Here is a 26,897-nt window from a genome sequence, read left to right on the forward strand (position 1 = left end):
GGCCGCGGCAGGCGAACCGCCCGCCGCCGCGCCGAAGTCCGGGTGGCTCGCCCACGGCGCCGGGGCGCCGCCCGGCAGCGTGGCCGGAGCCTGGCTCCAGTCCGCGTCCAGGGAGATATGCCGGACGGCCTCGGGGAACTGCCACTCCGCCGTCGAGGCCGGGTCCGGGTCGACGGCCAGGTGCGGGTCGACGGGCAGGTGCTGGTCCCCGTACGGGTCGAAGTCCGCGCCCGCTGTCGGCTCGGGGTCCGCGGCGGGGGCCGCGGCGGCGTCCGGTTCCGGCCATTGCGTCGGGATCGTCCACGTCCCCGTGGCCGTCGGGTCCGCGCTCGCGCCCGAGTTGAGCGGGACGATCATCGGCGGCGGCACGTACCCGTGCCCGGGCGCGGCCAGCGGCTCGCCCATGCCGAGGGCTTCGAGCATGTCCTGCGGGAGCTGGACGAAGGCCGTGGCGTCGGAGTCGTAGTCGCCGCCGTGCGGCACCGGCTCCCAGCCGAAGCCCGCCGGACCCCCCGGGCCCGCCGCACCGGACGCACCCGCGCCGGCACCAGCACCCGCGCCGGCACCAGCACCCGCGCCTGCGCCCGCGCCTGCGCTCGGCGCGCCCGTACCCGTCACGTTCTCGTTCTCACTCATGAGGTCAGCGCCCTCCCCAGGGCCCGCCGTGCCAGCACGGCCACAGTCCGCCGCAGATGCAGCACCCCCGCCGGAACCGGGTCCCCCTGGTCCGGTACGCATGCCGCCCCGACGTACTCGCCGAAGGCCTCCAGCGCCTCCGGCGCCAGCATCCGCTCGCCGTCCCAGTCGATCAGCGAGGCGACCCACTGCTCGGCCTCCAGCGGCCGCAGCGGCATCGGGGCGACGGCGCCCACGGCGATCCGTACGCCCCGGCGCGCGGGGTCCAGCACAAGCCCTACGGACGCCACCGCGCGCCCCGGGCCGGTCCGGCCCGTCGCCTTCAGGAAGACCTGCGGCGCGTGCAGCAGCGGCACCCGGACGAAGCCGATCAACTCGCCGGGGCTCAACATCTCGCGGCCCGCCAGCAGGTGCGACACCGGGATCTCCCGCTGCCCGCCGGGGCCGACGATGATCAGCTCGGCCTCCAGGGCGGCCAGCACCGGCAGCGCGTCGCCGGTCGGGGCGGCGCTGGCGATGTTGCCGCCGAGCGTGCCGGCGTTGCGGATCTGCGGCGGGCCGGCGGCGCGGGCGGCGGCGGCCAGGGCCGGGATCAGGGCGGCGAAGTCGGGTCGGCCCATACGGGCGTGGGTGAGGCCGGCACCCAGCAGCGCGTGCCCGTCCTGGTACTGCCAGCCGCGGATCTCGTTGATCCGGCCGAGTCCCACCAGCGCGGCGGGGCGCAGCAGTCCGGCGTTGACGGCCGCCATCAGATCGGTGCCTCCGGCAACCGGAACTGCGGCAGGCATGGCGGCGAGCGCCGCCACAGCCTCGTCGAGCGAGGCCGGCAGCGTGACGGATTGCGCCGCCTGCGCTGCGTGCGGTGCGTTGGTGGTCAACCCAGCTGCCCCTTCCCGATGTCCCCGGTCCCGGCGCTGACGCCTGTCCGCCGTACGGTACGTGCTCACCGCTGGGACGTGGCAACTCTGGCACATCTTCCACACGGTCCCGGCGCGAGGGTCCACCGGGCGCCCCCTCGACCATCTGCTCGCCGCCCACCGCCCCAACTCGCCCGATTCGCCCCGTATCAGGGGTCATTCCCGGCCATCGGAGACCATCTGCGCCCATCAGCGGACATTCCGGCGGGAGGCGGAAGCCGGGGGAAGACGGGGAAGACGGGGGGAAGCCGGCCATGATCGGATGCACTCACGCCTGCGGGGGCTCGCCGTCCAGCGGGCGGCCGAGCACGCCGGGCCGCCGCTGCCACGGCCGCGGCCCGCCGGGGGGCCGGTAGCGGACGCCCAGCGCGTCGAGCCGGGCGTAGTGCGCGTCCCGCATCCGCCGCTCGAAGTCCGCGAAGTCCGAGGAGTCCGAGGAGTCCGAGAAGTCCGAGGGGTCTGCGGAGTCCGCGGAGACCGAGGAGTCCGAGGAGTCCGAGGAGTCCGAGGAGTCCGAGGAGTCCGCGAAGCCACGCCCGACGGCCCCACCCACCTGGCCACCCCCGCCGGAGCCGTCCACCCCCGGCCTCGGCGACGACCACACCGCCTCGGCGAAGGCCGCCAGCCGCGGGAACACCTGGTAGTCGATCCGGTCCTGGTCCTCCGTCACCTCGGTCCACATGTTGGCCTGCGCCCCCAGGACATGGCGCGCCGCCGCGGGCGACAGCTTCGGCGGAACCGGCTCGAAGCGGTGGACGTCCGCCAGCGTGCGTACGTACCCGATCGGCACCGGCTCGTCGGGGCCGCCGTCCTGACGGTGGTCCAGGTACACGTGCTGCTCCGGGCACATCACCACGTCGTGCCCGGCCTCGGCGGCCGCGACGCCGCCCGCGTAGCCGCGCCACGACGAGACCGCGGCGCCGGGCGCGAGTCCGCCCTCCAGGATCTCGTCCCAGCCGATGAGCCGGCGCCCCCGCTCCGCCAGCCAGGTGTCGAAGTGCCGCACGAACCACGACTGGAGCTCGTCCTCGTCGGCCAGGCCGAGTTCGCGGATCCGGGCCTGGGCCGCCGGGGAGGCCCGCCACTGGGTCTTGGGGCATTCGTCGCCGCCGATGTGCACGAACGGCGAGACCTCCGGCGGGAAGAGCTCCAGCAGCTCCTCGAAGACGCCTTCGTAGAAGCGCAGTACGGACTCGGTCGGCGCCAGCACGTTCTCGCCGATGCCCCAGTCGTCCCACACCCCGAGGGCAGCGGTGTCCACGACGTCCGTGTTGCCGAGCTCGGGGTACGCCGCGATCGCCGCCTGCGAGTGGCCGGGGATGTCGATCTCGGGGACCACCCGGATGTGGCGCTCGGCGGCGTACGCGACGATCTCGCGGATGTCGTCCCGGGTGTAGAACCCGCCGTGCGGGGTCTCGTTCCACAGCGGCGAGGCCCGGTGCCCGCGCCGGCTGCGCGGCCGCCAGGCGCCGACCTCGGTGAGCCGGGGGTACCGCTCGATCTCGATGCGCCAGCCCTGGTCGTCCGTCAGGTGCAGGTGCAGCACGTTGAGCTTGTGCTCGGCGAGCAGGTCGAGGTAGCGCAGCACCCCGTCCTTGGGCAGGAAGTGCCGGGCGACGTCGAGCATCATCCCGCGCCAGCCGAACCGGGGACCGTCCTGGACGTCCCCCGCCGGCACCGTCCACGCGCGGCCGGGGGCGAGCGGGGCCCGCCGGTACGCGTCGGGGCCGAGCAGCTGGCGGAACGTCTGCGCGGCCCAGAACAGCCCGGCGTCGCCGGCGCCTTCGAGCAGCACGCCGAGGTTCTCGGAGAGGTGGAGCTCGTAGCCCTCCGGGCCCAGCGCCGCGGCGAGCCCGGGCCGCAGGGCGAGGCGGATCACCCGGCCGGGGGAGCCCGGCCGGCCGGGTCCGGGCGCGGGGAGGTCCCAGCCGGTGGCGGCGCCGATCTCCCGGCGCAGCCAGCGGGCGGTGCCCTCGGTACCGGGACCGGCCACCAGCACCGGGTCGTCGAGCACCCAGGAGGCGCCGGGGAAACGGGCGTACCGGGGCTCCGGAATCAGGGCAGGCCTGGTAGGCAGGTCGGGCACGGCGGCGGCCCCCTCCGCGGTCAGGCGTTGCACACGGCGGCACAGCGCGCGTTCACCGTATCCCCTTCGAGGAAGCCCTCGGCTTCAGCCGGGGGTGGGGGTACCTCCCGCGTGCGCAGGAGAATGGAAGAAGGGTTCAAAGAACGCATCCGCCGCTGACCTGGCCCTGTGGTCTCCCGCGCATGCGAAGGCCCACGGAACGCACCTCCGTGCGCCCCGTGGCGCCGAGTCCCGCGGAGCAGCCGGCGTCCCGGCACGCCCTGCGGGCGGCCTACTTGTCCTTGCCGCCCTTGTCCTTGTCCCCGCCCGGGCCCATGGAGTCGTAGATCTCCTTGCACAGGGGGCAGACCGGGTACTTCTTCGGGTCGCGGCCCGGCACCCACACCTTGCCGCAGAGCGCCACGACGGGGGTGCCGTCGAGTGCGCTCGCCATGATCTTGTCCTTCTGGACGTAGTGGGCGAAGCGCTCGTGGTCGCCGTCGCCGTGGGACACCTGCGGCGTCGGCTCTACGAGGGTCCCCGTGCCAGTCCCGCGCTCGGGCTCAAGAGTGCTCATAACAGCCAAGGGTAGCCAACTTGACCCGGCCCTGAAGGACTGGGCTTGCGAGTAGGGCACCACTGGATGTGGTGGGATCTCCCGCATCTGAGCTACCCGCGTATGCCGGTAGCTGGGACGCGTGGCTCACGCCCCGCATGCCCGGCCTCTCAGCCGGGCAGTCCTCACGCGATCAACGTCCCAGGGAACCGGGTCCACCGGCCTTGCGCCGGGTTTGTGCCTTCGGTGACTCCTGCGTGGGTGTAGACATCGTAGCGCTGCGCCGGCGCTCCGCGACTCCGGATCTCAGATGCGATTCCTCCCAAGAACATGCCGAACCCCGCCGGGCTCAGTTGAGCGACGGGTCGTCCGGGTACGTGGCAACCATCGCCAGCTCGCTGCGCTGGCGGCGCAGCACCGCCCGCCACATGTGCTCGGGCGCCGGGTACGACACGTCGCCGGGCTCGGACTCCACGACGTACCAGGCGCCGTCGCTGAGCTCGTCCTCCAGTTGGCCGGGCCCCCAGCCGGAGTAGCCGGCGAAGATCCGCAAGGACCCGAGGGCGCTGGCCAGCAGTTCCGGCGGGGCCTCCAGGTCCACCAGGCCGATGGCGCCGTGCACCCGGCGCCAGCCGAGCGGGCCCTCGTCGCCGGGGATGACGGCGATGCCGAGGGCGGAGTCGAGGGCGACCGGGCCGCCCTGGAAGACCACGCCCGGATCGCCCGCGAGCTCGGCCCAGGGCAGCAGGATGTCGCCGACGCCCACGGGCGTGGGCCGGTTGAGGACCACGCCGAGGGAGCCCTGCTCGTCGTGGTCGAGCAGGAGCACCACCGCGCGGTCGAAGTTCGGGTCCGCGAGGGCGGGGGTGGCCACGAGCAGCCGCCCTGTGAGGGAGGACACCTCGGTCATGCCGCCATGATCTCGCACATTCGCCCGTGAGGGGGAGCGGGCGGGAGGACAAGTCCGTACGCGGCTCAGGGCGCACGGCAGCGTGAAGGAGCGCGCGTTGGGCCGGACGGCGGAATGCAACCCTCCGCCATGAGGCCGACACTGAGGGTGCACCGAGGGCGCTACGGACGGTGCTGTGGCGAATCCATGACACATCCGCGGCCACGTCGGCCTTACGAACCGGGGGGTGGTGACCCTTACCCTTTGATCTGGCCCTGCCCACATCCACCGGCAACCCCGGGGGATCCCCGACTCGGAACGCGAGATTCATGACCGGCACAGACGATGTCCTGCTTGTCCACGGCGGTACCCCGCTGGAGGGCGAGATCCGGGTCCGCGGCGCGAAGAACCTCGTGCCCAAGGCCATGGTCGCCGCTCTCCTCGGCAGCGGGCCCAGCCGCCTGCGCAACGTGCCCGACATCCGTGACGTCCGGGTCGTCCGCGGCCTGCTCCAGCTGCACGGTGTGACGGTCCGCCCGGGCGAGGAGCCCGGCGAGCTGGTGCTCGACCCCACGCACGTCGAGAGCGCCAACGTCGCCGACATCGACGCGCACGCGGGCTCCTCCCGGATCCCGATCCTGTTCTGCGGCCCGCTGCTGCACCGCCTCGGCCACGCCTTCATCCCGGGCCTGGGCGGCTGCGACATCGGCGGCCGGCCGATCGACTTCCACTTCGACGTGCTGCGCCAGTTCGGCGCGACCATCGAGAAGCGCGAGGACGGCCAGTACCTGGAGGCCCCGCAGCGCCTTCGCGGCTGCAAGATCCGCCTGCCCTACCCCTCGGTCGGCTCGACCGAGCAGGTCCTGCTGACGGCCGTCCTGGCCGAGGGCGTCACCGAGCTGACCAACGCCGCGGTCGAGCCGGAGATCGAGGACCTCATCTGCGTGCTGCAGAAGATGGGCGCCATCATCTCCATGGACACCGACCGGACCATCCGGATCACCGGTGTGGACCGTCTCGGCGGCTACAACCACCAGGCGATCCCGGACCGCCTGGAGGCCGCCTCGTGGGCCTCCGCGGCCCTGGCGACCGGCGGCAACATCTACGTGCGCGGCGCCCAGCAGCGCTCGATGATGACCTTCCTGAACACCTACCGGAAGGTCGGCGGCGCCTTCGAAATCGACGACGAGGGCATCCGCTTCTGGCACCCGGGCGGCCCGCTGAACGCGATCGCCCTGGAGACCGACGTCCACCCCGGCTTCCAGACCGACTGGCAGCAGCCGCTGGTCGTGGCGCTGACCCAGGCCTCGGGCCTGTCGATCGTCCACGAGACGGTCTACGAGTCCCGGCTCGGCTTCACCTCGGCGCTGAACCAGATGGGTGCTCACATCCAGCTCTACCGCGAGTGCCTGGGCGGCTCGGCCTGCCGCTTCGGCCAGCGCAACTTCCTGCACTCGGCGGTCGTCTCCGGCCCGACCAAGCTGCAGGGCGCCGACCTGGTCATCCCCGACCTGCGCGGCGGGTTCTCGTACCTGATCGCGGCGCTGGCGGCCGAGGGCACCTCGCGGGTCCACGGCATCGACCTGATCAACCGCGGCTACGAGAACTTCATGGACAAGCTCGTGGAGCTCGGCGCGAAGGTCGAACTCCCCAGCGGAGACCTCGTCTGAGGCGCAGACGCCCGCGGACACGCGTAAGGGCGGCCACCCGGTCCGGGTGGCCGCCCTTCGCGTTCTACGTACTACTGGCGCCGGAGCGGCGGCCAACAGCCGTACAAGGACTACTTGCCCTTGGCGGCTTCCTTGAGCTTGGAGCCCGCGGAGACCTTCACGCTGTAGCCGGCCGGGATCTGGATGGGGTCGCCGGTCTGCGGGTTACGAGCGGTGCGAGCGGCACGGTGGGTGCGCTCGAAGGTCAGGAAGCCGGGGATGGTGACCTTCTCGTCGCCCTTGGCGACGACCTCGCCGATGGTCTCGGCGAGCGCGGCCAGAACGGCGTCGGCGTCCTTGCGGGTCACCTCGGCGCGCTCGGACAGAGCGGCCACCAGCTCACTGCGGTTCATGTTGTACTCCCGTGTTCAACTTGCCTATGAGGCGTGCCACGCGGCGCAGAGCCGCATGTTTGGCACCAACGAAGCCGATGCTGCCAGGGCCCTCGGACAGTCCCCGGACCCGGGTCTGCCGTCAGACCCTCGCGCCACAGTCACGCATCCTGCCCCCACCAGCGGCGGGAAAGCCAATCCGGCACCCGCCAGGGTCACACGAAAAGCGCCACAGTCACGCCGCGGTGACGCTCCGTCCGCACCGGTGGAGATCTCGGAGGATGCGGACCGCGGACCTCGCGGGCATCCCCGCAACCCTAGAGGCGGCCCGCGTGTCCCGCATCCCGCGACGCGCCGGGATCAGGCGGACGTGGGGCCCGTCACAGCGGCGGAGGCGGCCTTGCGGACGGCGCCCGCGACCGCGCCGGCGACCTTGTCGTTGAACACCGAAGGAATGATGTAGTTCGCGTTGAGCTCGTCCTCGCCGACGACGTCGGCGAGCGCGCTCGCCGCGGCGAGCATCATGTCGGTGTTCACGGTCCGGGACTGGGCGTCCAGCAGACCGCGGAAGACGCCCGGGAACACCAGGACGTTGTTGATCTGGTTCGGGAAGTCCGAGCGTCCGGTGGCCACGACGGCGGCCGTCTGGCGGGCGACGGCGGGGTCCACCTCGGGGTCCGGGTTCGCGAGCGCGAACACGATGGCGCCGTCCGCCATGGCGGCGACGTCCTCGCCGGACAGCACGTTGGGGGCCGAGACGCCGATGAACACGTCGGCGCCGACGACGGCTTCCTTCAGCGTGCCGGTGTAGCCCTCGGGGTTGGTGTTGTCGGCGATCCAGCGCAGCGGGGAGTCGGCGTCGGCCTCGACGAGGTCGGCGCGTCCGGCGTGCACGACGCCGTGGACGTCGGCGACGACGGCGTTCTTCACACCGGCCGAGAGCAGCAGCTTCAGGATGGCCGTACCGGCCGCGCCGGCACCGGACATGACGACCTTGACGTCGCCGATGGCCTTGCCCACCACGCGAAGTGCGTTGGTCAGGGCGGCGAGTACGACGATGGCGGTGCCGTGCTGGTCGTCGTGGAAGACCGGGATGTCCAGCGCCTCGCGCAGCCGCGCCTCGATCTCGAAGCAGCGGGGGGCGGAGATGTCCTCCAGGTTGATGCCGGCGAAGCCGGGGGCGATGGCCTTGACGATCGCGACGATCTCGTCGGAGTCCTGGGTGTCGAGGCAGATCGGCCACGCGTCGATGCCGGCGAAGCGCTTGAAGAGGGCCGCCTTGCCCTCCATGACGGGCAGCGCGGCCTTCGGGCCGATGTTGCCGAGGCCGAGCACGGCGGAGCCGTCCGTCACGACTGCGACGGAGTTGCGCTTGATGGTGAGGCGGCGGGCGTCCTCGGGGTTCTCGGCGATCGCCATGCACACGCGGGCCACACCCGGGGTGTAGATCATCGAGAGGTCGTCGCGGTTGCGGATGGGGTGCTTGGACGCCATCTCGATCTTGCCGCCGAGGTGCATCAGGAACGTACGGTCGGAGACCTTGCCGAGCGAGACGCCCTCGATGCCGCGCAGCTTCTCGACGATCTCGTCGGCGTGCGCCGTGGAGGTGGCGGCGATCGTGACGTCGATACGGAGCTTCTCGTGGCCGGAAGCGGTGACGTCGAGGCCGGTGACCGACCCGCCGGAGGACTCCACGGCGGTGGTGAGCTGGGAGACCGCGGTTCCGCTCGCGGGCACCTCCAGGCGGACCGTCATCGAGTACGAGACGCTGGGCGCCGTTGCCATGGCCGTGTTCCTCTGCTTTCCCTTTTTGGACCTGTTGTCCGATCGTCCCACCTACCGGCCGGTAGCCGGTAACCGGCTACAAACTTCGGAAAGACTCTTCCACCATACGAGATACGGGGAGCGGCGTGGAAGGGTGGTCCCCACGCATACCGGCCACGAAAACAGGTCCGCGCCCCTCCCGGAGGAGGGGCGCGGACCTGTCTGAAACGACTAGAACACCGACCCGCCATGCTCGCCTCGCGGCAAGTGGTCGCTCTGAGCGACGAAGGTTGGGCCCGGGGGCTTGGATCGAGCCGGTGCCGTACCAGGCTAACAAAGGATCGCGGAAAGCGATTCCCCGACGCCGCAATCGCTCGCCGGACCACGCGCCTGGCCGCGGGCCGGACGGCGGTACGCCGTCGGGCCGGACGGCGTACGCAGCAGCAGCGAGGCCTCGGTCACGCAACGCCTCCGTCAGCCGACGCCTCGGCAGTCGCGCGGCGCCTCCTTCAGCCGGCGCCTCAGTCGCGCAGCACCGCCGGGACCGCCGCCCCGTCGGGGGCGTCGAGGCCGGTCGAGACCACGGTCAGCTGCTGGGTCGCGCGCGTCAGCGCCACGTACAGTACCCGCAGCCCCGCCGGGGACTCCTGCTCGATCTCCGCCGGGGAGACCACGACCGTGGCGTCGTACTCCAGGCCCTTGGCCTCCAGGCTGCCCAGGGCCACCGCCCGCCCGCCGAGCTCTGCCAGCCAGCCGGCCGCCTCGACGCGCCGGTCCATGGCCACGACCACGCCCACCGTGCCGTCCACCTGCTCCAGCAGCCTGCGGGTCTCGGCCCGCACCGTCTCGGCCAGCGCGTCGTCCTGCGCCGCGACGAAGCGCGGCCGCAGCCCCGTCGAACGGACCGCCGACGGGGGCTCCATGCCGGGCATGGCCCGGCGCAGCACCTTCGCCGCGAGCTCGGCGATCTCGGCCGGGTTGCGGTAGTTCACGGTCAGCGTGAACCGGCGGCGCGGGCGCGTGCCCAGCGCCTCGTCCCGGGCCTCGGCCGCCTCCTGCGGGTCCGGCCAGGAGGACTGCGCCGGGTCGCCCACCACCGTCCAGGTACCGGTGCGCCCGCGCCGGCCCACCATCCGCCACTGCATGGGCGTGAGGTCCTGCGCCTCGTCGACGATCACGTGCGCGTACTCGGTGCGCTCCGCCGCCAGCCGCTCCGCCCGCTCCCACGCGCTCTCCTCGCGGCGGGGCATCAGCTCCTCCAGCCCGGTCAGCTGCTCCAGCGGGTCGAGCTCGCGCTTCTTCTTCGGCCGGGCCGGCGCCCCCAGAAGCCCCTGGAGCTCGTCCAGGAGCGCCACGTCGTGCACGGACAGCTCCTCGCGGCGCAGGGAGCGGGCCAGCAGCCGGGTCTCGCGGGGGTTGAGGACCCGCCGCGACCAGCGGCCCAGCCGCCGCTCGTCGGCCATCGCGGAGAGCACCCCGCGCGGGGTCAGCTCCGGCCACCAGGCGTTGAGGAAGTCGACGAAGACGTCCTCGGTGGAGATGTCCTCGTCGAAGGCGGAGCGCAGCTCGGCGGCGAGTTCGGGGTCGGTGTGCCGGCCGGCGCCGCCCGACTTCGCCCACAGCGCGTCCAGCAGCAGCTTGCGGGCCCGCGGCCGCAGCAGGTTGACGGGGGCGGTGCCGCCGAGGACCACCTGCCGGATGCCGCTGAGCTCGTCGGCCTCCAGCTCCTGGCGGCGGCCGAAGGCCACCACGCGCAGCCGCTCGGGGGCGTTCCCGAGCTCCAGCGCGCCGCGGACGGCCTTGCGCAGCACCTTGAGCATCCGCGCCGAGCCCTTGATCCGGGCCACGGGCGGTTCGTCGTACGCGGTCGCCTCGGCGCCGTCGACCAGGGAGCCCAGGGCCCGGATGGCGACCTGGCCCTCCTCGCCGAGCGAGGGCAGCACGCCCTCGGTGTACGCGACCAGCAGCGGGGTCGGCGAGACGACCAGGATGCCTCCGGAGTAGCGCCGGCGGTCCTGGTAGAGCAGGTAGGCGGCCCGGTGCAGGGCGACGGCGGTCTTGCCGGTGCCCGGTCCGCCCGAGACCTCGGCGACGGAGGCGGCGGGGGCCCGGATGACCAGGTCCTGCTCGGCCTGGATGGAGGAGACGATGTCGCGCATGGTGTGCGTACGGGCCCGGCCGAGCGCGGCCATCAGGGCGCCGTCGCCGATGGCGGGCAGCTCCTCGCCGCCGAGGAAGGCGGTGACCTCCGGGCGCATCAGGTCGTCCTCGACGCCGAGCACCTTGCGGCCCTTGGAGCGGATGACGCGGCGGCGCACGACGCGGCCGGGGTCCTTGGGCGTGGAGCGGTAGAACGGCGCGGCGGCCGGCGCCCGCCAGTCGATGACCAGCGGGGAGTAGTCGGCGTCGAGCACGCCGATGCGGCCGATGTGCAGGGTCTCGGCGATGTCGGCGCTCAGGTCGGGGCGGATCGCGTCGTCGGCGGGTTCGACGGAGGTGTACGCGCCGTCCGGCCCGCGCTCGCCGTCCTTGCCGAGGACGAGGTCGATGCGGCCGAAGAGGAAGTCCTCGAACTCGTTGTTGAGGCGGTTGAGGTGGATCCCGGCCCGGAAGACCTGCGCGTCGCGCTCGGCGAGCGCGCCGGGGGTGCCGACCTGGCCGCGCTTGGCCGCGTCGTTCATCAGGAACTCCGCCTCGTGGATCTTCTCCTCCAGCCGGCGGTAGACCTGGTCCAGATGAGTCTGCTCGACCGCGATCTCCCGATCGCGGACGGAATCCGCCGTGCTGTCGACAGCGGCATCCTGCGCGGCCACCAAGGCCCCCTTCTGACGTGCGTGGGCGACCGTCAACCGTACGCGAACCGGCGGAAACGCGCACGCACGGGCGCGGGGGCGGGCGCGGGGCAGGTGCGGAGGCGGGGCGCGGAGCCGGGGCGCGGCGTGGAGGCGAAGGAAGGCCTGCACGCCGTACCGCCTATCCGACGGGCCCCGCCAGGGTCCTGCGCCGGTGCCGGGCGACGCGTTCGCGGTTGCCGCACAGCTCGCTGGAGCACCAGCGGCGGCGGTGGCCGCGGGAGGTGTCCAGGTAGACGCGGGTGCAGCCCTCGCCCTCGCAGGCCCGCAGCAGGGCCCGCTCACCGGGGTCGGTGAGCAGCTCCACGGCGTCCCGGGCGACCGCCGCGAGCAGGGCCGCGCACTCGACGCCGCCGCACAGCTCGCGTACGAGGTGCCCCTCGTGGTCGCGTACGGCGCACAGCCCGGGCGGCGGGCCGGCGGCCAGCGCGTTGACCCGGGCCAGTGCCCCGTCGTCCGGGGGCGTGCCGTCGAGCTCCGCGCGGACCAGCGCCGACACGTCGGCCCGCAGGGCCCGGAACGGCGCCAGCCACTCGGCTCCCACCCCGGCCAGGGGCGTCCGGTCGGGCACCAGCCCGGCCCCGGTGAGCCACAGCCGCAGCTCGCCGCCGTCCCTGAGGCCCTCGTGGGGCCGGTGGGTGGCCACCAGGTCCAGGCAGACCCGCCCGGAGTCGAACCACATGCCCGTCACCGCCTCGGTAAGCCGTAGCTTCCCCAGAGTGCCCGCGGCGGGCCGTGTACGGAACCCCTCAGACAGCGGGCGGATCGTCGTGCAGGAGCCGCTGGAAGAGCCGGTGGTCGCGCCAGGCGCCGTTGATGTGCAGGTACTTGGGGGCGACCCCGAAGGGTTCGAATCCGGCCTTCTCCAGCACCCGCTGCGAGGCGAGGTTGTCGAGGAGGGTGCCGGCCTCCACCCGGTGCAGGCCGACTACGTCGCGGGCGTGCCGGCACACCGCGTCGGCGGCGGCCGCGGCCAGCCCCTTGCCGCGCCGGGCCTCGTCGACCCAGTAGCCGATGCCGCCGCTGCGGAAGGGGCCCTGCTCGATCCTGCCGAGGTTGATCGCGCCGACGGGCGTGCCCGTGGTGGTGTCGACGAGGAGGAACGGCACCAGCGCTCCCGCGTCCCGCGCGGCGAGCTGCTGCTCGATCCGCTCGCGCTGGCCCTGCTCCGTGTAGAAGCTCTCGGGGCGGTACGGCTCGAAGGGACGCATGTGGTCCCGGTTGCGGCCCAGCACCTCGGCCAGCCCGGCGGCATCGCCGAGCCCGACCCCCCGCATCTCCACACCCTCACTGATCATCATCCCGGCACGCTAACCCGTCCCCCACGCCGGGACCAGGGCCATGACCAGAGCCGGGGCCGGCCTCAGTCGAGCCGCCGTACTTGCCCTCCCGGCCGCGTCCAGGGCGAGGCAGCAGCCCTTCGGTGGACCTCATGTATGAACTGCCCACTAGTTTTGTATGGGAGCCACAGACGCGGGAGGCACCATGTCCACCACGCAGATCGACATCGACGACGACGCACTGGCCGAAGCGATGCGCCGGTCCGGGGTGCGCACGAAGAAGGAGATGGTGAACCTCGCGCTGCGCGAGTACAACGAGCGCCGGCGCCGCAGCGAAGCGCGCCTGCGCCACTTCCAGGCCGCCCAGGACTGGGACGAGGACGGCTTCTGGCGACTGCACGCCGCCGAGAAGGGCATCGCCTGAGCATGCTCGACGACGCGATGACCGATCTGTTCGGTGATCTCTATCCGGACGTCACCGTCCCCAAGGACGCCTGGCGGTGGATCGAGGCCGCGCAGTACCGTCTGGCTCAGCGCGGCCGCCATCAGAGCCTGTCGGTCGTCGACTGGCTCATCTGCGCGACCGCGGCGCACCAGGGGCTCGTCGTCCTGCACGACGACAAGGACCTCACCGCCGCTGCCGGACTGCTGCCGGACGTGCAGGAACACAACGTGCACCGGGTCACGGCCTGACGGACGGGCTACGGACGGGCTACGGACCCGCTCGGACGGGCTACGGCCGGTCGTCGCCGTACTTCGCTTCCGTGCCCGCGTCCAGGGCCAGGCGGTAGCCGCGCTTGACGACCGTCTGGATCAGTTTCGGGGTGCCCAGGGCGCCGCGCAGGCGGGCCATCGCCGTCTCCACCGCGTGTTCGTCGCGGCCCGCGCCCGGCAGGCAGCGCAGCAGGTCGGCGCGGGGCACGACCCAGCCTGGGCGGCGGGCCAGGGCGCTCAGCAGGGCCATCCCGGCGGGCGGTACGGGGCGCAGCTCGGAGTCGACCAGGACGGCGTGGCCGCGGATCTCCAGGCGGTGGCCGGCCACCGGCAGCACCCGGGCCCGGCCGGGGAGTTCCTTGCACAGCAGCTGCACGAGCGGGCCGAGCCGGAAGCGTTCGGGCTGGACCGTGGGCACGCCCTCGCCCTGGAGCGGCAGCGCGGTGACCGGTCCCACGCAGGCGGCCAGCACCTCGCTGCGCAGCCCGGACAGGACGGCTGCCTTCAGCCCCCGTTCCTGGGCCCGGGCCAGCAGGGAGGCGGCGGCGGGCGCGCTGGTGAAGCTGACCGCGTCGACGGTGCCCGCCGCGATCGCGTCGAGCAGCCGGTCCAGCGGTGCCACGTCCTCCGGCGGCATCCACCGGTACACCGGTACGCCGACCACCTCGGCCCCGCCGGCCCGCAGGGCCTCGACGAACCCGGGCAGCGGCTCCCCGTGCAGCTGGAGGGCGATGCGGCGGCCGGCGACGCCGGCGTCGAGCAGGTGGTCCAGCACCTCGGCGAGGGATTCGGACTCCGGCGACCAGGCCTCCACCAGCCCGGCCGCCCGGATCGCGCCCTTCACCTTCGGTCCGCGCGCGAGGAGTTCGGTCTGGCGCAGCCGGCCGAGCAGGTCCTCGCCGATCCCCCAGCCGTCGGCGGCCTCGATCCACCCGCGGAAGCCGATGGCGGTCGTGGCCACCACCACGTCGGGGGCGCAGCCGATCAGCTCCTTGGTGGCGGTCAGCAGTTCGCTGTCGTCGGCCAGCGGCACGATGCGCAGGGCGGGCGCGTGCAGCACGGCCGCGCCGCGCCGCCGCAGCAGGGCGATCAGCTCGTCGGCGCGGCGGGCGGCGGTGACGCCGACGGTGAAGCCGGCCAGCGGGCCGGTGTCCGGGGCAGCGTTCTCTTGCATCGTGACCTGCCTTGCGAAACGAGGGGGGGTTACGCCGGAACCGAGCCTGCCAACGGGGCGTATCAGGCTCGGTTCACGCGTATTTCACCCCGGTTACACCGACGTGAGCTGCGGTTTCGCACTGGCGTCCGGGGCCGGTGCCGCGGCGGCCGCGGGGCGGCGAAGGTATACCGCCCAGGTCACCGCGCAGCAGACGGCGTAGAAGCCGAGGAAGGTGACGAACGCCGCGGTGCCCGAACCGGAGCTGCGGAAGGCCTCCCGGAAGACGAGGTTGATGCCCAGCCCGCCGAGGGCGCCGACGGCGCCGATCAGGCCCATGGAGGCACCGGACAGCCGCCGCCCGTACGCGGCCGCGTCCTCGCCGGCCATGCCGCGGGCCAGCGCCTTGGCCTGGAAGATGCCGGGGATCATCTTGTACGTCGAGCCGTTGCCGAGCCCGGTGAGGACGAACAGCGCCACGAAGCCGACCAGGAAGACGGGCAGCGACTTCTGCACGGAGGCCAGGACGACCACGCAGGTCGCGGCGGCCATCGCCACGAAGTTGCCGAGCGTGATCCGCGCCCCGCCGAACCGGTCCGCCAGCCAGCCGCCGAGCGGCCGGATCAGGGAGCCCAGCAGCGGCCCGATGAAGGTCAGCGAGGCGGCCTGGAGGGGGGTCCGGCCGAACTGCGTCTGGAGCACCAGCCCGAAGGCGAAGCTGTAGCCGATGAAGGACCCGAACGTGCCGACGTAGAGGAACGACATGATCCAGGTGTGCGCGTCGCGCAGCGCCTCCTTCACCGCCCCGGTGTCGTTGCGCACGGGCGCGAGGTTGTCCATGCGGGTCGCCGCGAGCGTCGCGGCCAGCACGATCAGCGGCAGGTAGATCACCAGCAGGAGCCGCGGGTGGCCGGCCCCGGCGGTGGCGATGACCAGGAGTCCGATCAGCTGCACGACGGGTACGCCGATGTTGCCGCCGCCCGCGTTGAGCCCGAGCGCCCAGCCCTTCTTGCGCAACGGGAAGAAGGCGTTGATGTTGGTCATGGAGGAGGCGAAGTTGCCGCCGCCGACCCCGGTGAGCGCCGCGACCAGCAGGAACGTCGTGTACGAGGTCCCCGGCTCCATGACGGCCAGCGCGGCGAGTGTCGGCGCGAGCAGCAGCAGGGCGCTGACCACGGTCCAGTTCCGGCCGCCGAAGCGGGCGACGGCGAAGGTGTAGGGGATGCGGACCAGGGAGCCGACGAACGTGGCGGTGGCGATCAGGAAGAACTTCCCGGCCGGGTCGACCCCGTACTCCGGGCCCATGAAGAGCACCATGACCGACCACAGCGACCAGATCGAGAACCCGATGTGTTCGCTGAACACCGAGTGGACCAGGTTGCGCCGGGCGATCCGCTCCCCCGACTCCTTCCAGAAGGTCTCGTCCTCGGGGTCCCACCGCTCGATCCAGCGGCCGCCCGTGCGCGGTGCGGTCATCACGCCCTCCCTAGCTGTCGTCTCCGTCAGGACGACGCTAGGAAGGGCGCGTTTCGGCCCCGGTCCCCGCCGGATGACCGGTGGGAAACCTTGCTCTCACCCGCCGGGGCGGCCGGATGTGAGCGGTTCCCGTTCCGGCTCGGGCAGCCAGGCGCCCTCGGGCACGTCGAGCCATCCGCGTACGGCGGCCAGCTCGGCGGCGGCCGTGCGCAGGGCGGCCAGCCCGGGATGGCGCACGCCCCTGCGCCACACCATCGACACCGGGGACAGCGGCACCGGGTCCACCAGCGGCCGCTTCACGCAGCCGGGCATGTTCAGGAAGGTGGCCGTCACCAGCACCGGGTTGCGGGTCTTGGCCATCACCCGCTGGAACTCCTCCTTCCCTATCGCCACCGGTGCGGGCGGGGCCACCTCGGCCCCGGTCCCCACGAACAGCGTCCGGGCGAGCGCGGTCCACTCCAGCGTCCGCGGGTTGCCGGCCCCCGCGTACACGGACTCCCCTGCCAGCGCCCGCAGCGGCACCTGCGTCAGCTCCGCCAGCGGATGGTCCTCGGGCAGCAGCACCGCCAGCGGCTCGTAGCGCACCGGCTGCCGCTCCAGCCGGGCCCGCAGCCCCGCGTCGAGCCCGCCGAAGTGCCCGAAGGAGACGTCCAGCCGGCCGGCGAGGATCTCGGTCGCGGCGTACGTCAGCCCGCTCTCGAAGCGCGCCATCAGCTCGCACCCCGGCGCCAGCTCACGCGCCCGCTCCAGCACCGAGCGGCCGGTGCTGGGCCCGTCGGTGTTCAGGTCGACCAGCAGCGCCCGGTCCGCGTCGCCGCCGTCGAAGGCGGCGACCAGGTCCTCGCAGGCCCGGAGCACCTCGCGGGCCAGCGGCAGCAGCCGCTCCCCCGCCGCGGTGAGCTCCACCTGCCGGGTCGTCCGCACGAACAGCTCGGCGCCCAGGGCCTGTTCGAGCCTGCGCACGTCCCGGCTGAGCGCCTGCTGGGCGACGTACAGCCGGGCCGCGGCCCGGGTGAAGTGCAGCTCCTCGGCGACCGCCACGAACCCGCGCAGCAGCCTGGGTTCCACATCACGCGTCATCACCCGTGCACACTAACAACACAACCGCGTGAATCACCTCCGAACAGGTGTTGGACGATCACCGGCCGCCGCCCGGAGGCTGGTTCCCATGCCCCTCATGACCGTCACCGGCACCACCCTGGTCCACACCGCCCCGACCACCACCCTGACCGCCACACCGGTCACCGCACGGACGGCGGCGCCGGCCACCGCACGGACGGCGGCGCCGACGAGGGCGGCGGCGGCCACCCGCCGGCCGCCCGGCCCCTACCGCCGCCTGTTCGCCCTGCCCGGCACCCGGCGCTTCACCGCCGGCAACCTGATCGCGCGCCTCCCGATGGGCATGTTCAGCGTGAGCGCGATCATGATGATCGCCGGCCAGCGCGGCTCGTACGCCCTCGCGGCCGGGGTCACCGCCACCGGACTCGCCGCCACCGCCCTGGTCGCACCCTGGACGGCCCGGCTCGTCGACCGCCACGGCCAGGCGCGCATCGCCGTGCCGGCCACCGCCGTCGCCGTCCTCGGCTCGCTCGCCCTGGTCGTGTGCGTCCACACCGGGGCACCCGCCTGGACCCTCTTCGCCTCCTACGCCGCGACCGCGACCACACCCAATACCGGCGGCATGTCCCGCGCCCGCTGGACCCATCTGCTGCGCGGCCGTCCGGCCGCCCACCACACCGCCATGTCCTTCGAACAGGCGGCGGACGAAGCCTGCTTCATGCTCGGCCCCGTCCTGGCCGCGGCCCTGTGCACCACCGTCGCACCCGAGGCCGGCACCCTCACCGCCGCCGGCCTCCTCCTGACCGGCATGCTGCTCTTCACGTCCCAGCGCTCGACCGAACCCCCGCTGACCCCCGCGTCCATCCGTCAGCCCTCCCCGCTCCGCTCCCCCGGCATCCGCCCCCTGCTGGTGCTCTTCCTGCTCCTGGGCACGCTGTTCGGCGCCATGGAGGTCGCCTCCATCGCCTACCTCGATTCCCGCGGCCTCGGCGCCACCGCCGGCCCCGTCCTCGCCCTCCAGGCCCTCGGCTCCTGCGCGGCCGGCCTCCTCTACGGCACCCGCCGCCCGCGCACGCTCCTGACCTGCGTCGCCGCCCTGGCCGCCCTGATGGCCCTGCCCTGGGCGGCCGCCGCCACCGGCTCCCTGCCGCTGCTGGCCCTGGCCCTGCTCGTGGCCGGCATGGCCACCGCCCCGACGATGGTCACGGCGATGTCGCTGGTCCACCGGCACACACCCGAAGGCCGCCTCAACGAGGGCATGACACTCGCCGTGACGGCCATCCTCGCCGGCATCGCAGCCGGCTCCGCGGCCTCCGGCGCCATCACGGACCACCTCGGCCCCGTAACCGCCTACGCCGTCCCGACCGCCGCCGCCACCCTGGCCCTCGTCCGCACGGGCACGATGGGAAGGATCACTCGTACCACGTGATGCCGCAGACGTAGACACACTCGTGCCGGGGGACGACGAGAAAGTTGATGAAGCCGCGTCCACCGAGAATGTCGAACTCGCGAAGGCCACCCGATCTTCCGGTGGGCCGACCGACGGCTTCGGCGTCACGGCCCAGTACCGACAATTCGGTGGCGATCCGCTCGACCTCCGCGATCACACCGGGCGGCAGGCCGCCGGTCACGTGAGCGTGGTCGTCGGTGTTGTAGTCCCAGGTCCAGTCGCTCACAGGCCGGTCTCGGCCTCTGCCTCGTCGAGGATCTGCTGGATCTCCGCCAGCGCGGACGCCGGATCGTCCGTCCCCTCCTGGATCACCCGCTCCAAGGCGTGGAGGCGTGCCGCCCTGCGGGGATGGCGTTCGATCTCCACGAAGACGGCCCAGGAATGGATGAAGGCTCGCAACGGGGCCAGGGACTGCGTCTGCTGGGCACTCGTCGTGGCGTCGAAGAGGTGCTGGGTCAGGTCGGGCACGCGGCTGGGAGCGATCTTCGCGACGGCCTCGCGGAGGGCAGCGGGCGTGAGGTCCGGCATGGGGATCAGCGGCCCGCCCCCGGCGGCGATCGGCATACTCACGTGTCCTCCTCAGTCAGGCCCCACGCGGGAGCGGATCCCACGCTACCGCCGCGCCCGCCCTCACGCGGAAGCTTCGGACATGACGAAGGCCCCGCAGCCGTGTCGACTGCGGGGCCTTCGCCCACATGGGATGAGTGGAGATGGCGGGAATCGAACCCGCGTCCAACGGTGGAGAGCCAGGACTTCTCCGAGCGCAGTCCGCTTCGATTTTCTCGGCCCCGGAGATCACGCGGACAAGTCTCCGACGGGCTCAGTCACTGTTTGATTTCCCTCCGACCCCCGTGACCGGGGCTAGAGGTTTAGATCCCTTGATTACGCCAGGATCCGGGTCGGGATCATCCCCGGGCTGACGCTCCTCACAGAGGCTTCAGCTCGCTGTTATTAGGCAGCGAGGGCGAAGCGGGAGTTATCGCTCTTGGTGTTGGCGATTATTTTTTGCGACATAGGGTTAACGAGATCATTGCCGCTTCCTCGGCTCGCTTCCCCTGCCTCGACATCCGCTGTCGAAACCGATCATCCCCATGTTGTGTTTTCAAGCTGCGCCACCCCTCACCACGGGGGAGGTGCTGACGCCATGGTACGCGACCACGACCGTCGGAAGCTACAGGATTTAACCCCGCTGCCGCCTGCGCGCCGCGGACATCGCCCGGTCCGCCTCACGCCGGTCCTGCTGCTCGCGCAGCGTCTGGCGCTTGTCGTACTCCTTCTTGCCCTTGGCGAGCGCGATCTCGCACTTCACCCGGCTGCCCAGGAAGTACAGCGCGAGGGGCACGATCGTGTGACCCGTCTCCGAGGCCTTCTGCTCCAGCTTGTCGATCTCGGCCCGGTGCAGCAGCAGCTTGCGCTTGCGCTTCGCCGAGTGGTTGGTCCAGCTGCCCTGGGTGTACTCCGGGACGTGGATGTTGTGCAGCCAGGCCTCGTGGCCGTCGATCTGGACGAAGCCGTCCACGAGCGACGCCCGGCCCATCCGCAGCGACTTGACCTCGGTGCCCATGAGCACCACACCGCACTCGTAGGTGTCGACGATGTGGTAGTCGTGTCGCGCCTTCTTGTTCTGCGCGATGAGCTTGCGCTCCGGCCCCTTGTCCTGGCTCTTGTTCTTCGCAGGCTTGCCCTGCACGTTGACGAGTCCCTTTGCCATAGTGCGGCCATTTTCGCACTACGAGGGCCCCCTGAGGCCACCCAATACCGAACGGGCCCGCTCCTCCGCGCGCGGCCCCGCCGCGAGGTCCGGGGTGATGCCGCGCCCGTCCAGGCTGCGCCCGGCCGGGGTGCGGTACGTGCCCACGGTCAGCTCGGCGACCGAGCCGTCGGGCAGCTCGGTCGGCATCTGCACGGCGCCCTTGCCGAAGGTGCGGCTGCCGACGGTGACCGCGCGCCCACGGTCCTGGAGGGCGCCGGTGACCAGCTCGGCGGCGCTCATGGTGCCGCCGTCGACCAGGGCCACCAGCGGCCGGCCGGTGTCGCCGCCCGGCTCGGCGTACAGGGCGCGCTCGCGGCCGCGTACGTCGTACGTGGCGACCAGCCCGCCGTCGAGGAAGGCGGACGCGGCGGTGACGGCCTCGGCGACCAGGCCGCCCGGGTTGCCGCGCAGGTCCAGCAGGAAGCCGGCGTCGGCCGGCGCGGCGCGGACGGCGGAGCGGACGCGTTCGCCCGAGCCGCGGGTGAAGGAGGCGACCTTGATGACGGTGATCCGGCCGGGCAGCTGCGTGACGGTGACGGGCTCGCTGCTCAGCTGCTCGCGGCGCAGGGCCGCGGTGCGCACGCCGCCGTCGCGGCCGGTCAGCCGGAGCTCGACCGGGGTGCCGGCCGCTCCGCGCAGCAGGGCGACCACCTCGGCGGCGGGGAGCCCGGTGACGGGCCGGCCGTCGATCTCCTGGAGCAGGTCGCCGGGCGCGATCCCGGCCCGGTCGGCGGGTCCGCCGGGCTGGACCCGGTCGACCTCGATGCGGTCGCCCCGGCCGCGGCCGACCCACAGGCCCACTCCGGTCCAGTGGCCGTCGAGGTCCTGCTCGAAGGCCTCGTACTCGCCCGGGTCGTAGACCACGCCCCAGCGGTCGCCACTGCGGCTGACCACCTCCTGGGCCGCCTTCTTGCCGGACTTGCCCTCCGCCACGGCCTCGGCGGCGGCCCGCGCGACGGCGTCCCGGTCGGCGGTACCGGAACGGGGCCCGGAACCGTCACCCGTGGCGGACCCGTCACCCGTACGGGAGCCCCGGCCCGGGTCGGCGCCGCCTGCCCCGATGCCGACCGCCTCGATGCGGTGCTCGTCGCCACGCTCCCAGCAGCCGGCGCTGGCGGTGGCACCGAGCGCCGCGAGTAAGGCCAACGTCAGAACAGCCCCGCGACGCAGGTCGCGGGGCCGCAGACACAGGGCTGGGCGGGCCGGCATGGCGCCGAGTCTAGGACAAGCCCCGTGGCGGTACGGGGCGTTGGCCGTACCGCTCGCGGGGCGCTCGTCACACCTTCAGGTACTTGCGCAGCGCGAGGAACGCTGCCATCGAGGGCATCAGCAGGCCGACGGCGAGCACCAGCGGCAGCTTGGACAGGAGCGAGTCCCAGCCCATGAAGTTGATGACCTGGATCTTGTCGCGCAACGCCAGGCCGTGGTCGATCACGAAGTACTGCCCGGAGCCCAGCATCAGGCAGGCGATGGTGGCGCCGATCAGGCCGGCGACGGCGGCCTCCATGATGAACGGCACCTGGATGTAGAAGCTGGAGGCGCCGACGAGCCGCATGATCCCGGTCTCCCGCCGACGGCTGAACGCCGAGACGCGCACGGTGTTGACGATCAGCAGCAGCGCCACGACCAGCATGATCCCCATGATGCCGAGGGCGGCGACGTTGAGGTATCCGAGGTAGCGGAAGAGCTGGTCCATCTCCTTGCGCTGGTCGTCGACGGTGTAGACCCCGTCGCGGCCGGCGAAGGCGGTGGTGATGACCTTGTACTTCTCCGGGTTGCGCAGCTTGACCCGGAACGACTCCTGCATCTGGTCCGGGGTGATGGTGCTGGCCAGTGCCGTGTGGCCGTACTGCTCCTTGTAGTGCTTGTACGCCTCGTCCGCGGACTCGTAGTAGACGGTCCTGACCAGCTCCAGCTTCTTCAGGTCGGTCTCGATCTGCTGCTTCTGCTCGCTGGTCACGGCGCCCTTGGCACAGGCAGTGCCCGCGGGACCGGCGCCGCCCTCCTGGGCGTCGTTCTTGTTGCACAGGTAGATCGAGACGTTGGCCTTGTCGTACCAGTAGCCCTTCATCCGGGCGACCTGCTCGGCCATGATCAGGGAGCCGCCGAACAGGGCCAGGGACAGGGCGACCGAGATGACCACGGCGAAGGTCATCGTGAGGTTGCGGCGGAGACCGACGCCGATCTCCGACATGACGAACTGGGCGCGCATGGCGAGTCTTCGGCCTTTCAGTGCTGGTAGCCGTAGACGCCGCGCGACTGGTCGCGGACGAGACGGCCCTGTTCGAGTTCGATGACGCGCTTGCGCATCTGGTCCACGATCTGCTGGTCGTGGGTCGCCATGATGACGGTGGTGCCGGTGCGGTTGATGCGGTCCAGCAGCTTCATGATCCCGACGGAGGTCTGGGGGTCGAGGTTGCCGGTGGGCTCGTCCGCGATCAGCAGCGCCGGCCGGTTGACGAAGGCCCGGGCGATCGCCACGCGCTGCTGCTCGCCGCCCGACAGCTCGCCGGGCATCCGGCCCTCCTTGCCGCCGAGGCCCACCAGCTCCAGGACCTGCGGGACGGCCTTGCGGATCTCGCCGCGCGGCTTGCCGATGACCTCCTGGGCGAAGGCGACGTTCTCGGCGACGGTCTTGTTGGGCAGCAGCCGGAAGTCCTGGAAGACCGTCCCCAGCTGGCGGCGCATCTGCGGGACCTTCCAGTTGCTCAGCCGGGCGAGGTCCTTGCCCAGTACGTGGACCTGGCCGTGGCTGGCGCGTTCCTCGCGCAGGATCAACCGCAGGAAGGTGGACTTGCCGGAGCCGGAGGAGCCGACCAGGAAGACGAACTCACCCTTGACGATCTCCAGGGACACGTCCCTGAGTGCGGGGCGGTTCTGCTTCGGGTAGGACTTGGAGACGTTGTCGAATCGGATCACGGGAGCACCACGGTCGCCGGGAGTAGGTGACGGTGACCATACGCGAACGGGGGCCGGGTGGGGACCCGGCATCCGGAGTTGCCCGATTTATCCCCGCCGATGTCCCCGGGTGGGGTGGGTGCGGGGTGGGGCCGGGACCGGGATTGCCCGGACGGGCCGCGCCGAATGTCCGCGGAGCTGGCACAGTGGTAGGGGGAACGGTCTGGTTCCCCTTGTCGTTGTTCCAGGGGACGAGAGGAGGAGAGCGCATGACATATGACCGGCTCGTGTGCGCGAACTGCGCCGCACCCGTCGCCCAGGGCCGCTGCCCTGTGTGCCGGGCGAACCGGGAGCGCCTCCAGCAGGAGGGTCCCTTCGCCGGCCTGAACCCCATGGCGCTGATCGCACTGATGGTGGTCCTGGTGGCGGCTCTGGCACTGGTGGCACACCAGACGGTGTAGTCGCAGTCCCTCCGCCGCGTCCCGATCGTAGGTCCTGCCCCGCGCTGAGACGCACGAACGGCCCGGACACCAGGGTGTCCGGGCCGTCCTCACGTACGAGGTCGTCGTCTAGGCGACGGTGTCCTGCTGCTTGCGCCAGCGGATGCCGGCCTCCAGGAACCCGTCGATCTCGCCGTCCAGGACGGACTGCGGGTTGCCGACCTCGAACTCGGTCCGCAGGTCCTTGACCATCTGGTACGGGTGCAGCACGTAGGAGCGCATCTGGTTGCCCCAGGAGCTGCCGCCGTCGCCCTTGAGGGCGTCCATCTTGGCCCGCTCCTCCTGGCGCTGGCGCTCCAGGAGCTTGGCCTGGAGGACGTTCATCGCGCTCGCCTTGTTCTGGATTTGCGAGCGCTCGTTCTGGCAGGAGACCACGATGCCGGTCGGGATGTGCGTGATGCGCACCGCCGAGTCGGTCGTGTTGACGCCCTGGCCGCCGGGGCCGGAGGCGCGGTAGACGTCGACGCGCAGCTCGGACTCGTCGATCTCGACGTGGTCGGACTGCTCGACGACGGGGAGCACCTCGACGCCCGCGAACGAGGTCTGGCGGCGGCCCTGGTTGTCGAAGGGCGAGATGCGCACCAGGCGGTGGGTGCCCTGCTCGACGGAGAGGGTGCCGTAGGCGTACGGGGCCTTGACCACGAAGGTGGTCGACTTGATGCCGGCCTCTTCGGCGTACGAGGTCTCGTAGACCTCGGTGGAGTAGCCGTGGCGCTCGGCCCAGCGCAGGTACATGCGCTGCAGGCGCTCGGCGAAGTCGGAGGCGTCGACGCCGCCGGCCTCGGCACGGATGTTGACCAGCGCCTCACGCTCGTCGTACTCGCCGGACAGGAGGGTGCGGACCTCCATCTCGTCCAGCGCCTTGCGGACGGCGACCAGCTCGGTCTCGGCCTCGGCGCGGGTGTCCGGGTCGTCCATCTCCTCGGCGAGCTCGAAGAGGACCTCGAGGTCGTCGATGCGGCCGCGCAGCGCCTCGGTCTTGCGGACCTCGGCCTGGAGGTGCGAAAGCTTGCTCGTGATCTTCTGGGCGGCCTCCGGGTCGTCCCACAGGGACGGCGCGGCGGCCTGCTCCTCGAGCACGGCAATGTCTGCCCTCATCTTGTCGAGGTCCAGGACGGCCTCGATCGACCCCATGGTCGAGGAGAGGGACTTCAGCTCTTCGGAAACATCGACGACTGCCACGGGTCCAGCGTAGCCGGTCCGCGGAAGTCCCTGGCCGTCCAGGCGGGCGGGAAGACATCACGGACCCGCTCGGTTGTGCGATGACACAGGCGTACGCTCACCCTATGAACGTTCTCCTCGTCAGGCGCCGCCATGTGGACTACATGCGCGTCACGACGACGAGCTGTCCTCCGCCGGACTGAACCAGAGCCCCACACGCCTGATTCGCCTTCGGTCCTGTACGCGCCACAGCACGCCCCGGCCCCATCCCGGCCGGTGGCGCCGCCTGGCCGCACCCCCCGCCACCCCTGGGGGACGGGACCCCAGTGACATCCGAAACGGAGCCGTCATGACGTCCGCGCACCTTTCCTCCTCGTCCGTCCCCTCCTCGTCCGTCCCCTCCTCTTCATCCACGTCCGTCTCCTCCTCCCCGCTGCCCGTCCTCGACCTCTCCCGGGCCGACGACCCCGCGCAGCGGGCCGGATTCCGCGAGGAGCTGCACGCGGCCGCCCGGGACACCGGGTTCCTGCATCTGACCGGGCACGGCGTCACCGCCGCCGAGACGGCCCGGATCCTGGAGCTGACCAGGGCCTTCTTCGCGCTCCCGGAGGCCGACCGGCTGGCGCTGAGCAATCTGAACTCGCCGCACTTCCGCGGCTACACCCGGGTCGGCCACGAGCTGACGCAGGGCGCCTCCGACTGGCGCGACCAGCTGGACGTGGGCGCGGAGCGGCCCGCGCCCGAGCTGGGCCCGGATGACCCGGCGTACCTGTGGCTGGAGGGCCCCAACCAGTGGCCGGCGGCCCTGCCGGAGCTGCGTGAGGTGGTGCTGGCCTGGCAGGAGCGGCTGGCCGGGGTCGCGCACCGGCTGCTGCACGAGCTGCTGGCGTCGATCGGGGCGCCGGAGGACTTCTTCGACGCGGCCTTCGCGGACCTCCCGCACCTGCACACCAAGCTCGTCCGCTATCCCGGGTCGGCGCCGTCCGGGGCGGACCAGGGCGTCGGCGCGCACAAGGACTACGGATTCCTGACCCTGCTGCTCCAGGACGAGGTGGGCGGGCTCCAGGTGGTGCGCGAGGGCGGGTTCGTCGACGTACCGCCGATGCCGGGGGCCTTCGTGGTGAACCTGGGCGAGCTGCTGGAGATCGCCACGGAGGGCTACCTGAAGGCGACGGACCACCGGGTGGTCAGCCCGCCGGGGGCGGTGGAGCGGTACTCCGTGCCGTTCTTCTACAACCCGCGGCTGGACACGGTGGTGGAGACGGTGCCGGGTGCCTATCTGGCGCACGCGCCGGGGCTGTCGGACGACGAGGCGAATCCCTTGTACCGGGAGTACGGCCGGAACGAGCTCAAGGGCTACGCCCGCGCCCACCCGGAGGTGGCCCGCCGCTGGCACCCGGACCTGACGGTGGCGTAGCGGTTCCCGCCGCGGCGGGGCTGGAATGTGCCGCTGCCCGGCATATCCAGCCCGCGCGGCGTTTGAGCGCACGGGCGCGGAGCGCACGTAAGGGGGTCTGGGGGCGCAGCCCCCAGTTTCGGGAAGGGGCGGGGAGGGGAAAGGCTCCGCGCAGCGGTTACGGCCGGGCCGGGGCCGAGGGCTTGTGGGACGGCGGCGGGGTCTCGTCGCCGGAGGCGGCCAGCCAGCTGCCGACCCCGACGGCCGCCGCCAGGGCAACCGCGGCCCCGGTCAGGGCCAGGCGCCGTCTGCGGACGGTGTCCGCGCGGTGCCGGGC

General features: G+C 72.3%; 25 protein-coding genes, 1 other RNA gene and 1 pseudogene. 6 read left to right on the plus strand and 21 right to left on the minus strand.

Annotation, left to right across the window (positions count from 1 at the left end; all coding sequences use genetic code 11):
• From GPJ59_RS12705 to GPJ59_RS12725, 5 genes and pseudogenes are all read right to left on the minus strand, one after another.
• Nucleotides 1–636: pseudogene (locus GPJ59_RS12705) on the minus strand (hypothetical protein); the annotation flags it as partial.
• The gene (locus tag GPJ59_RS12710) at nt 633–1,610 is read right to left on the minus strand and encodes an FAD binding domain-containing protein (RefSeq protein WP_374200844.1); all 978 of its coding nucleotides are present in this window, start codon (nt 1,608–1,610) and stop codon (nt 633–635) included. The pseudogene GPJ59_RS12705 and the gene GPJ59_RS12710, both read right to left, overlap by 4 nt.
• A 211-nt stretch (nt 1,611–1,821) precedes the next feature.
• Nucleotides 1,822–3,639 carry a beta-N-acetylhexosaminidase gene (locus tag GPJ59_RS12715; protein WP_374200845.1) on the minus strand — a complete coding sequence of 606 codons (1,818 nt, stop codon included), beginning with the start codon at nt 3,637–3,639 and terminating at the stop codon, nt 1,822–1,824.
• A 271-nt stretch (nt 3,640–3,910) separates the two neighbouring features.
• On the minus strand, nt 3,911–4,195 hold the full coding sequence (locus GPJ59_RS12720; RefSeq protein ID WP_219667195.1) for a DUF3039 domain-containing protein: 285 nt from the start codon (nt 4,193–4,195) through the stop codon (nt 3,911–3,913).
• Nucleotides 4,196–4,523: 328 nt separating this feature from the next.
• Entirely contained in the window at nt 4,524–5,084 is a 561-nt protein-coding gene (locus tag GPJ59_RS12725; RefSeq protein ID WP_219667196.1) for a YqgE/AlgH family protein, read from the minus strand.
• 308 nt (nt 5,085–5,392) lie between these two features.
• Between GPJ59_RS12725 and murA the strand changes: the two genes are divergently transcribed.
• Entirely contained in the window at nt 5,393–6,733 is a 1,341-nt protein-coding gene (gene murA / locus GPJ59_RS12730; protein ID WP_219667197.1) for a UDP-N-acetylglucosamine 1-carboxyvinyltransferase, read from the plus strand.
• Nucleotides 6,734–6,843: 110 nt separating this feature from the next.
• On the opposite strand, the gene GPJ59_RS12735 is transcribed toward murA, so the two are convergent.
• From GPJ59_RS12735 to GPJ59_RS12755, 5 genes are all read right to left on the minus strand, one after another.
• The gene (locus GPJ59_RS12735; protein WP_030875040.1) at nt 6,844–7,125 is read right to left on the minus strand and encodes an HU family DNA-binding protein; all 282 of its coding nucleotides are present in this window, start codon (nt 7,123–7,125) and stop codon (nt 6,844–6,846) included.
• 339 nt (nt 7,126–7,464) lie between these two features.
• On the minus strand, nt 7,465–8,889 hold the full coding sequence (locus GPJ59_RS12740; protein WP_219667198.1) for an NAD-dependent malic enzyme: 1,425 nt from the start codon (nt 8,887–8,889) through the stop codon (nt 7,465–7,467).
• Between the two features lie 500 nt (nt 8,890–9,389).
• Nucleotides 9,390–11,681 (minus strand): HelD family protein, encoded by a 2,292-nt coding sequence (locus tag GPJ59_RS12745; protein WP_219667199.1) that lies wholly within the window; start codon nt 11,679–11,681, stop codon nt 9,390–9,392.
• Between the two features lie 160 nt (nt 11,682–11,841).
• Nucleotides 11,842–12,402: a CGNR zinc finger domain-containing protein gene (locus GPJ59_RS12750; protein ID WP_219667200.1), complete on the minus strand. Its 561-nt coding sequence runs from the start codon at nt 12,400–12,402 to the stop codon at nt 11,842–11,844.
• 67 nt (nt 12,403–12,469) lie between these two features.
• Nucleotides 12,470–13,018, minus strand: coding sequence for a GNAT family N-acetyltransferase (locus tag GPJ59_RS12755; protein WP_219667213.1), 549 nt, complete (start codon nt 13,016–13,018; stop codon nt 12,470–12,472).
• A gap of 187 nt (nt 13,019–13,205) precedes the next feature.
• Between GPJ59_RS12755 and GPJ59_RS12760 the strand changes: the two genes are divergently transcribed.
• Together GPJ59_RS12760 and GPJ59_RS12765 are read left to right on the plus strand one after the other, a co-directional pair.
• On the plus strand, nt 13,206–13,424 hold the full coding sequence (locus GPJ59_RS12760; RefSeq protein WP_219667201.1) for a type II toxin-antitoxin system VapB family antitoxin: 219 nt from the start codon (nt 13,206–13,208) through the stop codon (nt 13,422–13,424).
• A 2-nt stretch (nt 13,425–13,426) separates the two neighbouring features.
• The gene (locus GPJ59_RS12765) at nt 13,427–13,693 is read left to right on the plus strand and encodes a hypothetical protein (protein ID WP_219667202.1); all 267 of its coding nucleotides are present in this window, start codon (nt 13,427–13,429) and stop codon (nt 13,691–13,693) included.
• 40 nt (nt 13,694–13,733) lie between these two features.
• Here GPJ59_RS12765 and GPJ59_RS12770 read toward each other — a convergent pair whose 3' ends face one another.
• The 3 genes from GPJ59_RS12770 to GPJ59_RS12780 form a co-directional block, all read right to left on the minus strand.
• A complete protein-coding gene (locus GPJ59_RS12770) occupies nt 13,734–14,888 on the minus strand; it encodes a uroporphyrinogen-III synthase (protein WP_219667203.1) in 1,155 nt (384 codons plus the stop codon).
• 93 nt (nt 14,889–14,981) lie between these two features.
• A complete protein-coding gene (locus GPJ59_RS12775; protein ID WP_219667204.1) occupies nt 14,982–16,343 on the minus strand; it encodes a nitrate/nitrite transporter in 1,362 nt (453 codons plus the stop codon).
• Between the two features lie 96 nt (nt 16,344–16,439).
• Entirely contained in the window at nt 16,440–17,423 is a 984-nt protein-coding gene (locus GPJ59_RS12780) for a LysR family transcriptional regulator (RefSeq protein WP_219667205.1), read from the minus strand.
• An 88-nt stretch (nt 17,424–17,511) separates the two neighbouring features.
• Here GPJ59_RS12780 and GPJ59_RS12785 point away from each other — a divergent pair, with 88 nt between their 5' ends.
• Nucleotides 17,512–18,831, plus strand: coding sequence for an MFS transporter (locus GPJ59_RS12785; RefSeq protein ID WP_258024303.1), 1,320 nt, complete (start codon nt 17,512–17,514; stop codon nt 18,829–18,831).
• Here GPJ59_RS12785 and GPJ59_RS12790 read toward each other — a convergent pair.
• The 7 genes from GPJ59_RS12790 to ftsE form a co-directional block, all read right to left on the minus strand.
• Nucleotides 18,815–19,078: a hypothetical protein gene (locus GPJ59_RS12790; protein ID WP_219667206.1), complete on the minus strand. Its 264-nt coding sequence runs from the start codon at nt 19,076–19,078 to the stop codon at nt 18,815–18,817. The two genes, GPJ59_RS12785 and GPJ59_RS12790, sit on opposite strands and share 17 nt — an antisense overlap.
• Nucleotides 19,075–19,416, minus strand: coding sequence for a DUF6247 family protein (locus GPJ59_RS12795; RefSeq protein WP_258024307.1), 342 nt, complete (start codon nt 19,414–19,416; stop codon nt 19,075–19,077). Before GPJ59_RS12795 ends, GPJ59_RS12790 begins: the two co-directional genes overlap by 4 nt.
• A 138-nt stretch (nt 19,417–19,554) precedes the next feature.
• Nucleotides 19,555–19,943, minus strand: a transfer-messenger RNA (tmRNA) gene (gene ssrA, locus GPJ59_RS12800).
• A gap of 89 nt (nt 19,944–20,032) precedes the next feature.
• Nucleotides 20,033–20,563, minus strand: coding sequence for an SsrA-binding protein SmpB (gene smpB / locus GPJ59_RS12805; RefSeq protein WP_258024304.1), 531 nt, complete (start codon nt 20,561–20,563; stop codon nt 20,033–20,035).
• Nucleotides 20,564–20,581: 18 nt separating this feature from the next.
• Complete coding sequence (locus GPJ59_RS12810) at nt 20,582–21,814, minus strand: S41 family peptidase (RefSeq protein ID WP_219667207.1); 1,233 nt, start codon at nt 21,812–21,814, stop codon at nt 20,582–20,584.
• Nucleotides 21,815–21,881: 67 nt separating this feature from the next.
• Complete coding sequence (ftsX, locus tag GPJ59_RS12815; protein WP_219667208.1) at nt 21,882–22,817, minus strand: permease-like cell division protein FtsX; 936 nt, start codon at nt 22,815–22,817, stop codon at nt 21,882–21,884.
• Nucleotides 22,818–22,834: 17 nt separating this feature from the next.
• On the minus strand, nt 22,835–23,524 hold the full coding sequence (ftsE, locus tag GPJ59_RS12820) for a cell division ATP-binding protein FtsE (RefSeq protein ID WP_219667209.1): 690 nt from the start codon (nt 23,522–23,524) through the stop codon (nt 22,835–22,837).
• Between the two features lie 248 nt (nt 23,525–23,772).
• On the opposite strand from ftsE, the gene GPJ59_RS12825 reads away from it, so the two are divergent.
• Nucleotides 23,773–23,964 (plus strand): hypothetical protein, encoded by a 192-nt coding sequence (locus GPJ59_RS12825; RefSeq protein WP_219667210.1) that lies wholly within the window; start codon nt 23,773–23,775, stop codon nt 23,962–23,964.
• Between the two features lie 108 nt (nt 23,965–24,072).
• Here the strand turns inward: GPJ59_RS12825 and prfB are convergent, their stop codons facing one another.
• On the minus strand, nt 24,073–25,185 hold the full coding sequence (gene prfB / locus GPJ59_RS12830) for a peptide chain release factor 2 (RefSeq protein ID WP_219667211.1): 1,113 nt from the start codon (nt 25,183–25,185) through the stop codon (nt 24,073–24,075).
• A 328-nt stretch (nt 25,186–25,513) separates the two neighbouring features.
• Between prfB and GPJ59_RS12835 the strand changes: the two genes are divergently transcribed.
• Nucleotides 25,514–26,581 carry an isopenicillin N synthase family dioxygenase gene (locus GPJ59_RS12835; protein WP_219667212.1) on the plus strand — a complete coding sequence of 356 codons (1,068 nt, stop codon included), beginning with the start codon at nt 25,514–25,516 and terminating at the stop codon, nt 26,579–26,581.
• Nucleotides 26,582–26,897: the final 316 nt, after the last annotated feature.

This window comes from Streptomyces bambusae (genome assembly GCF_019400985.1).
In the GTDB taxonomy this organism is placed as follows: Bacteria; Actinomycetota; Actinomycetes; order Streptomycetales; family Streptomycetaceae; genus Streptomyces; species Streptomyces bambusae_A.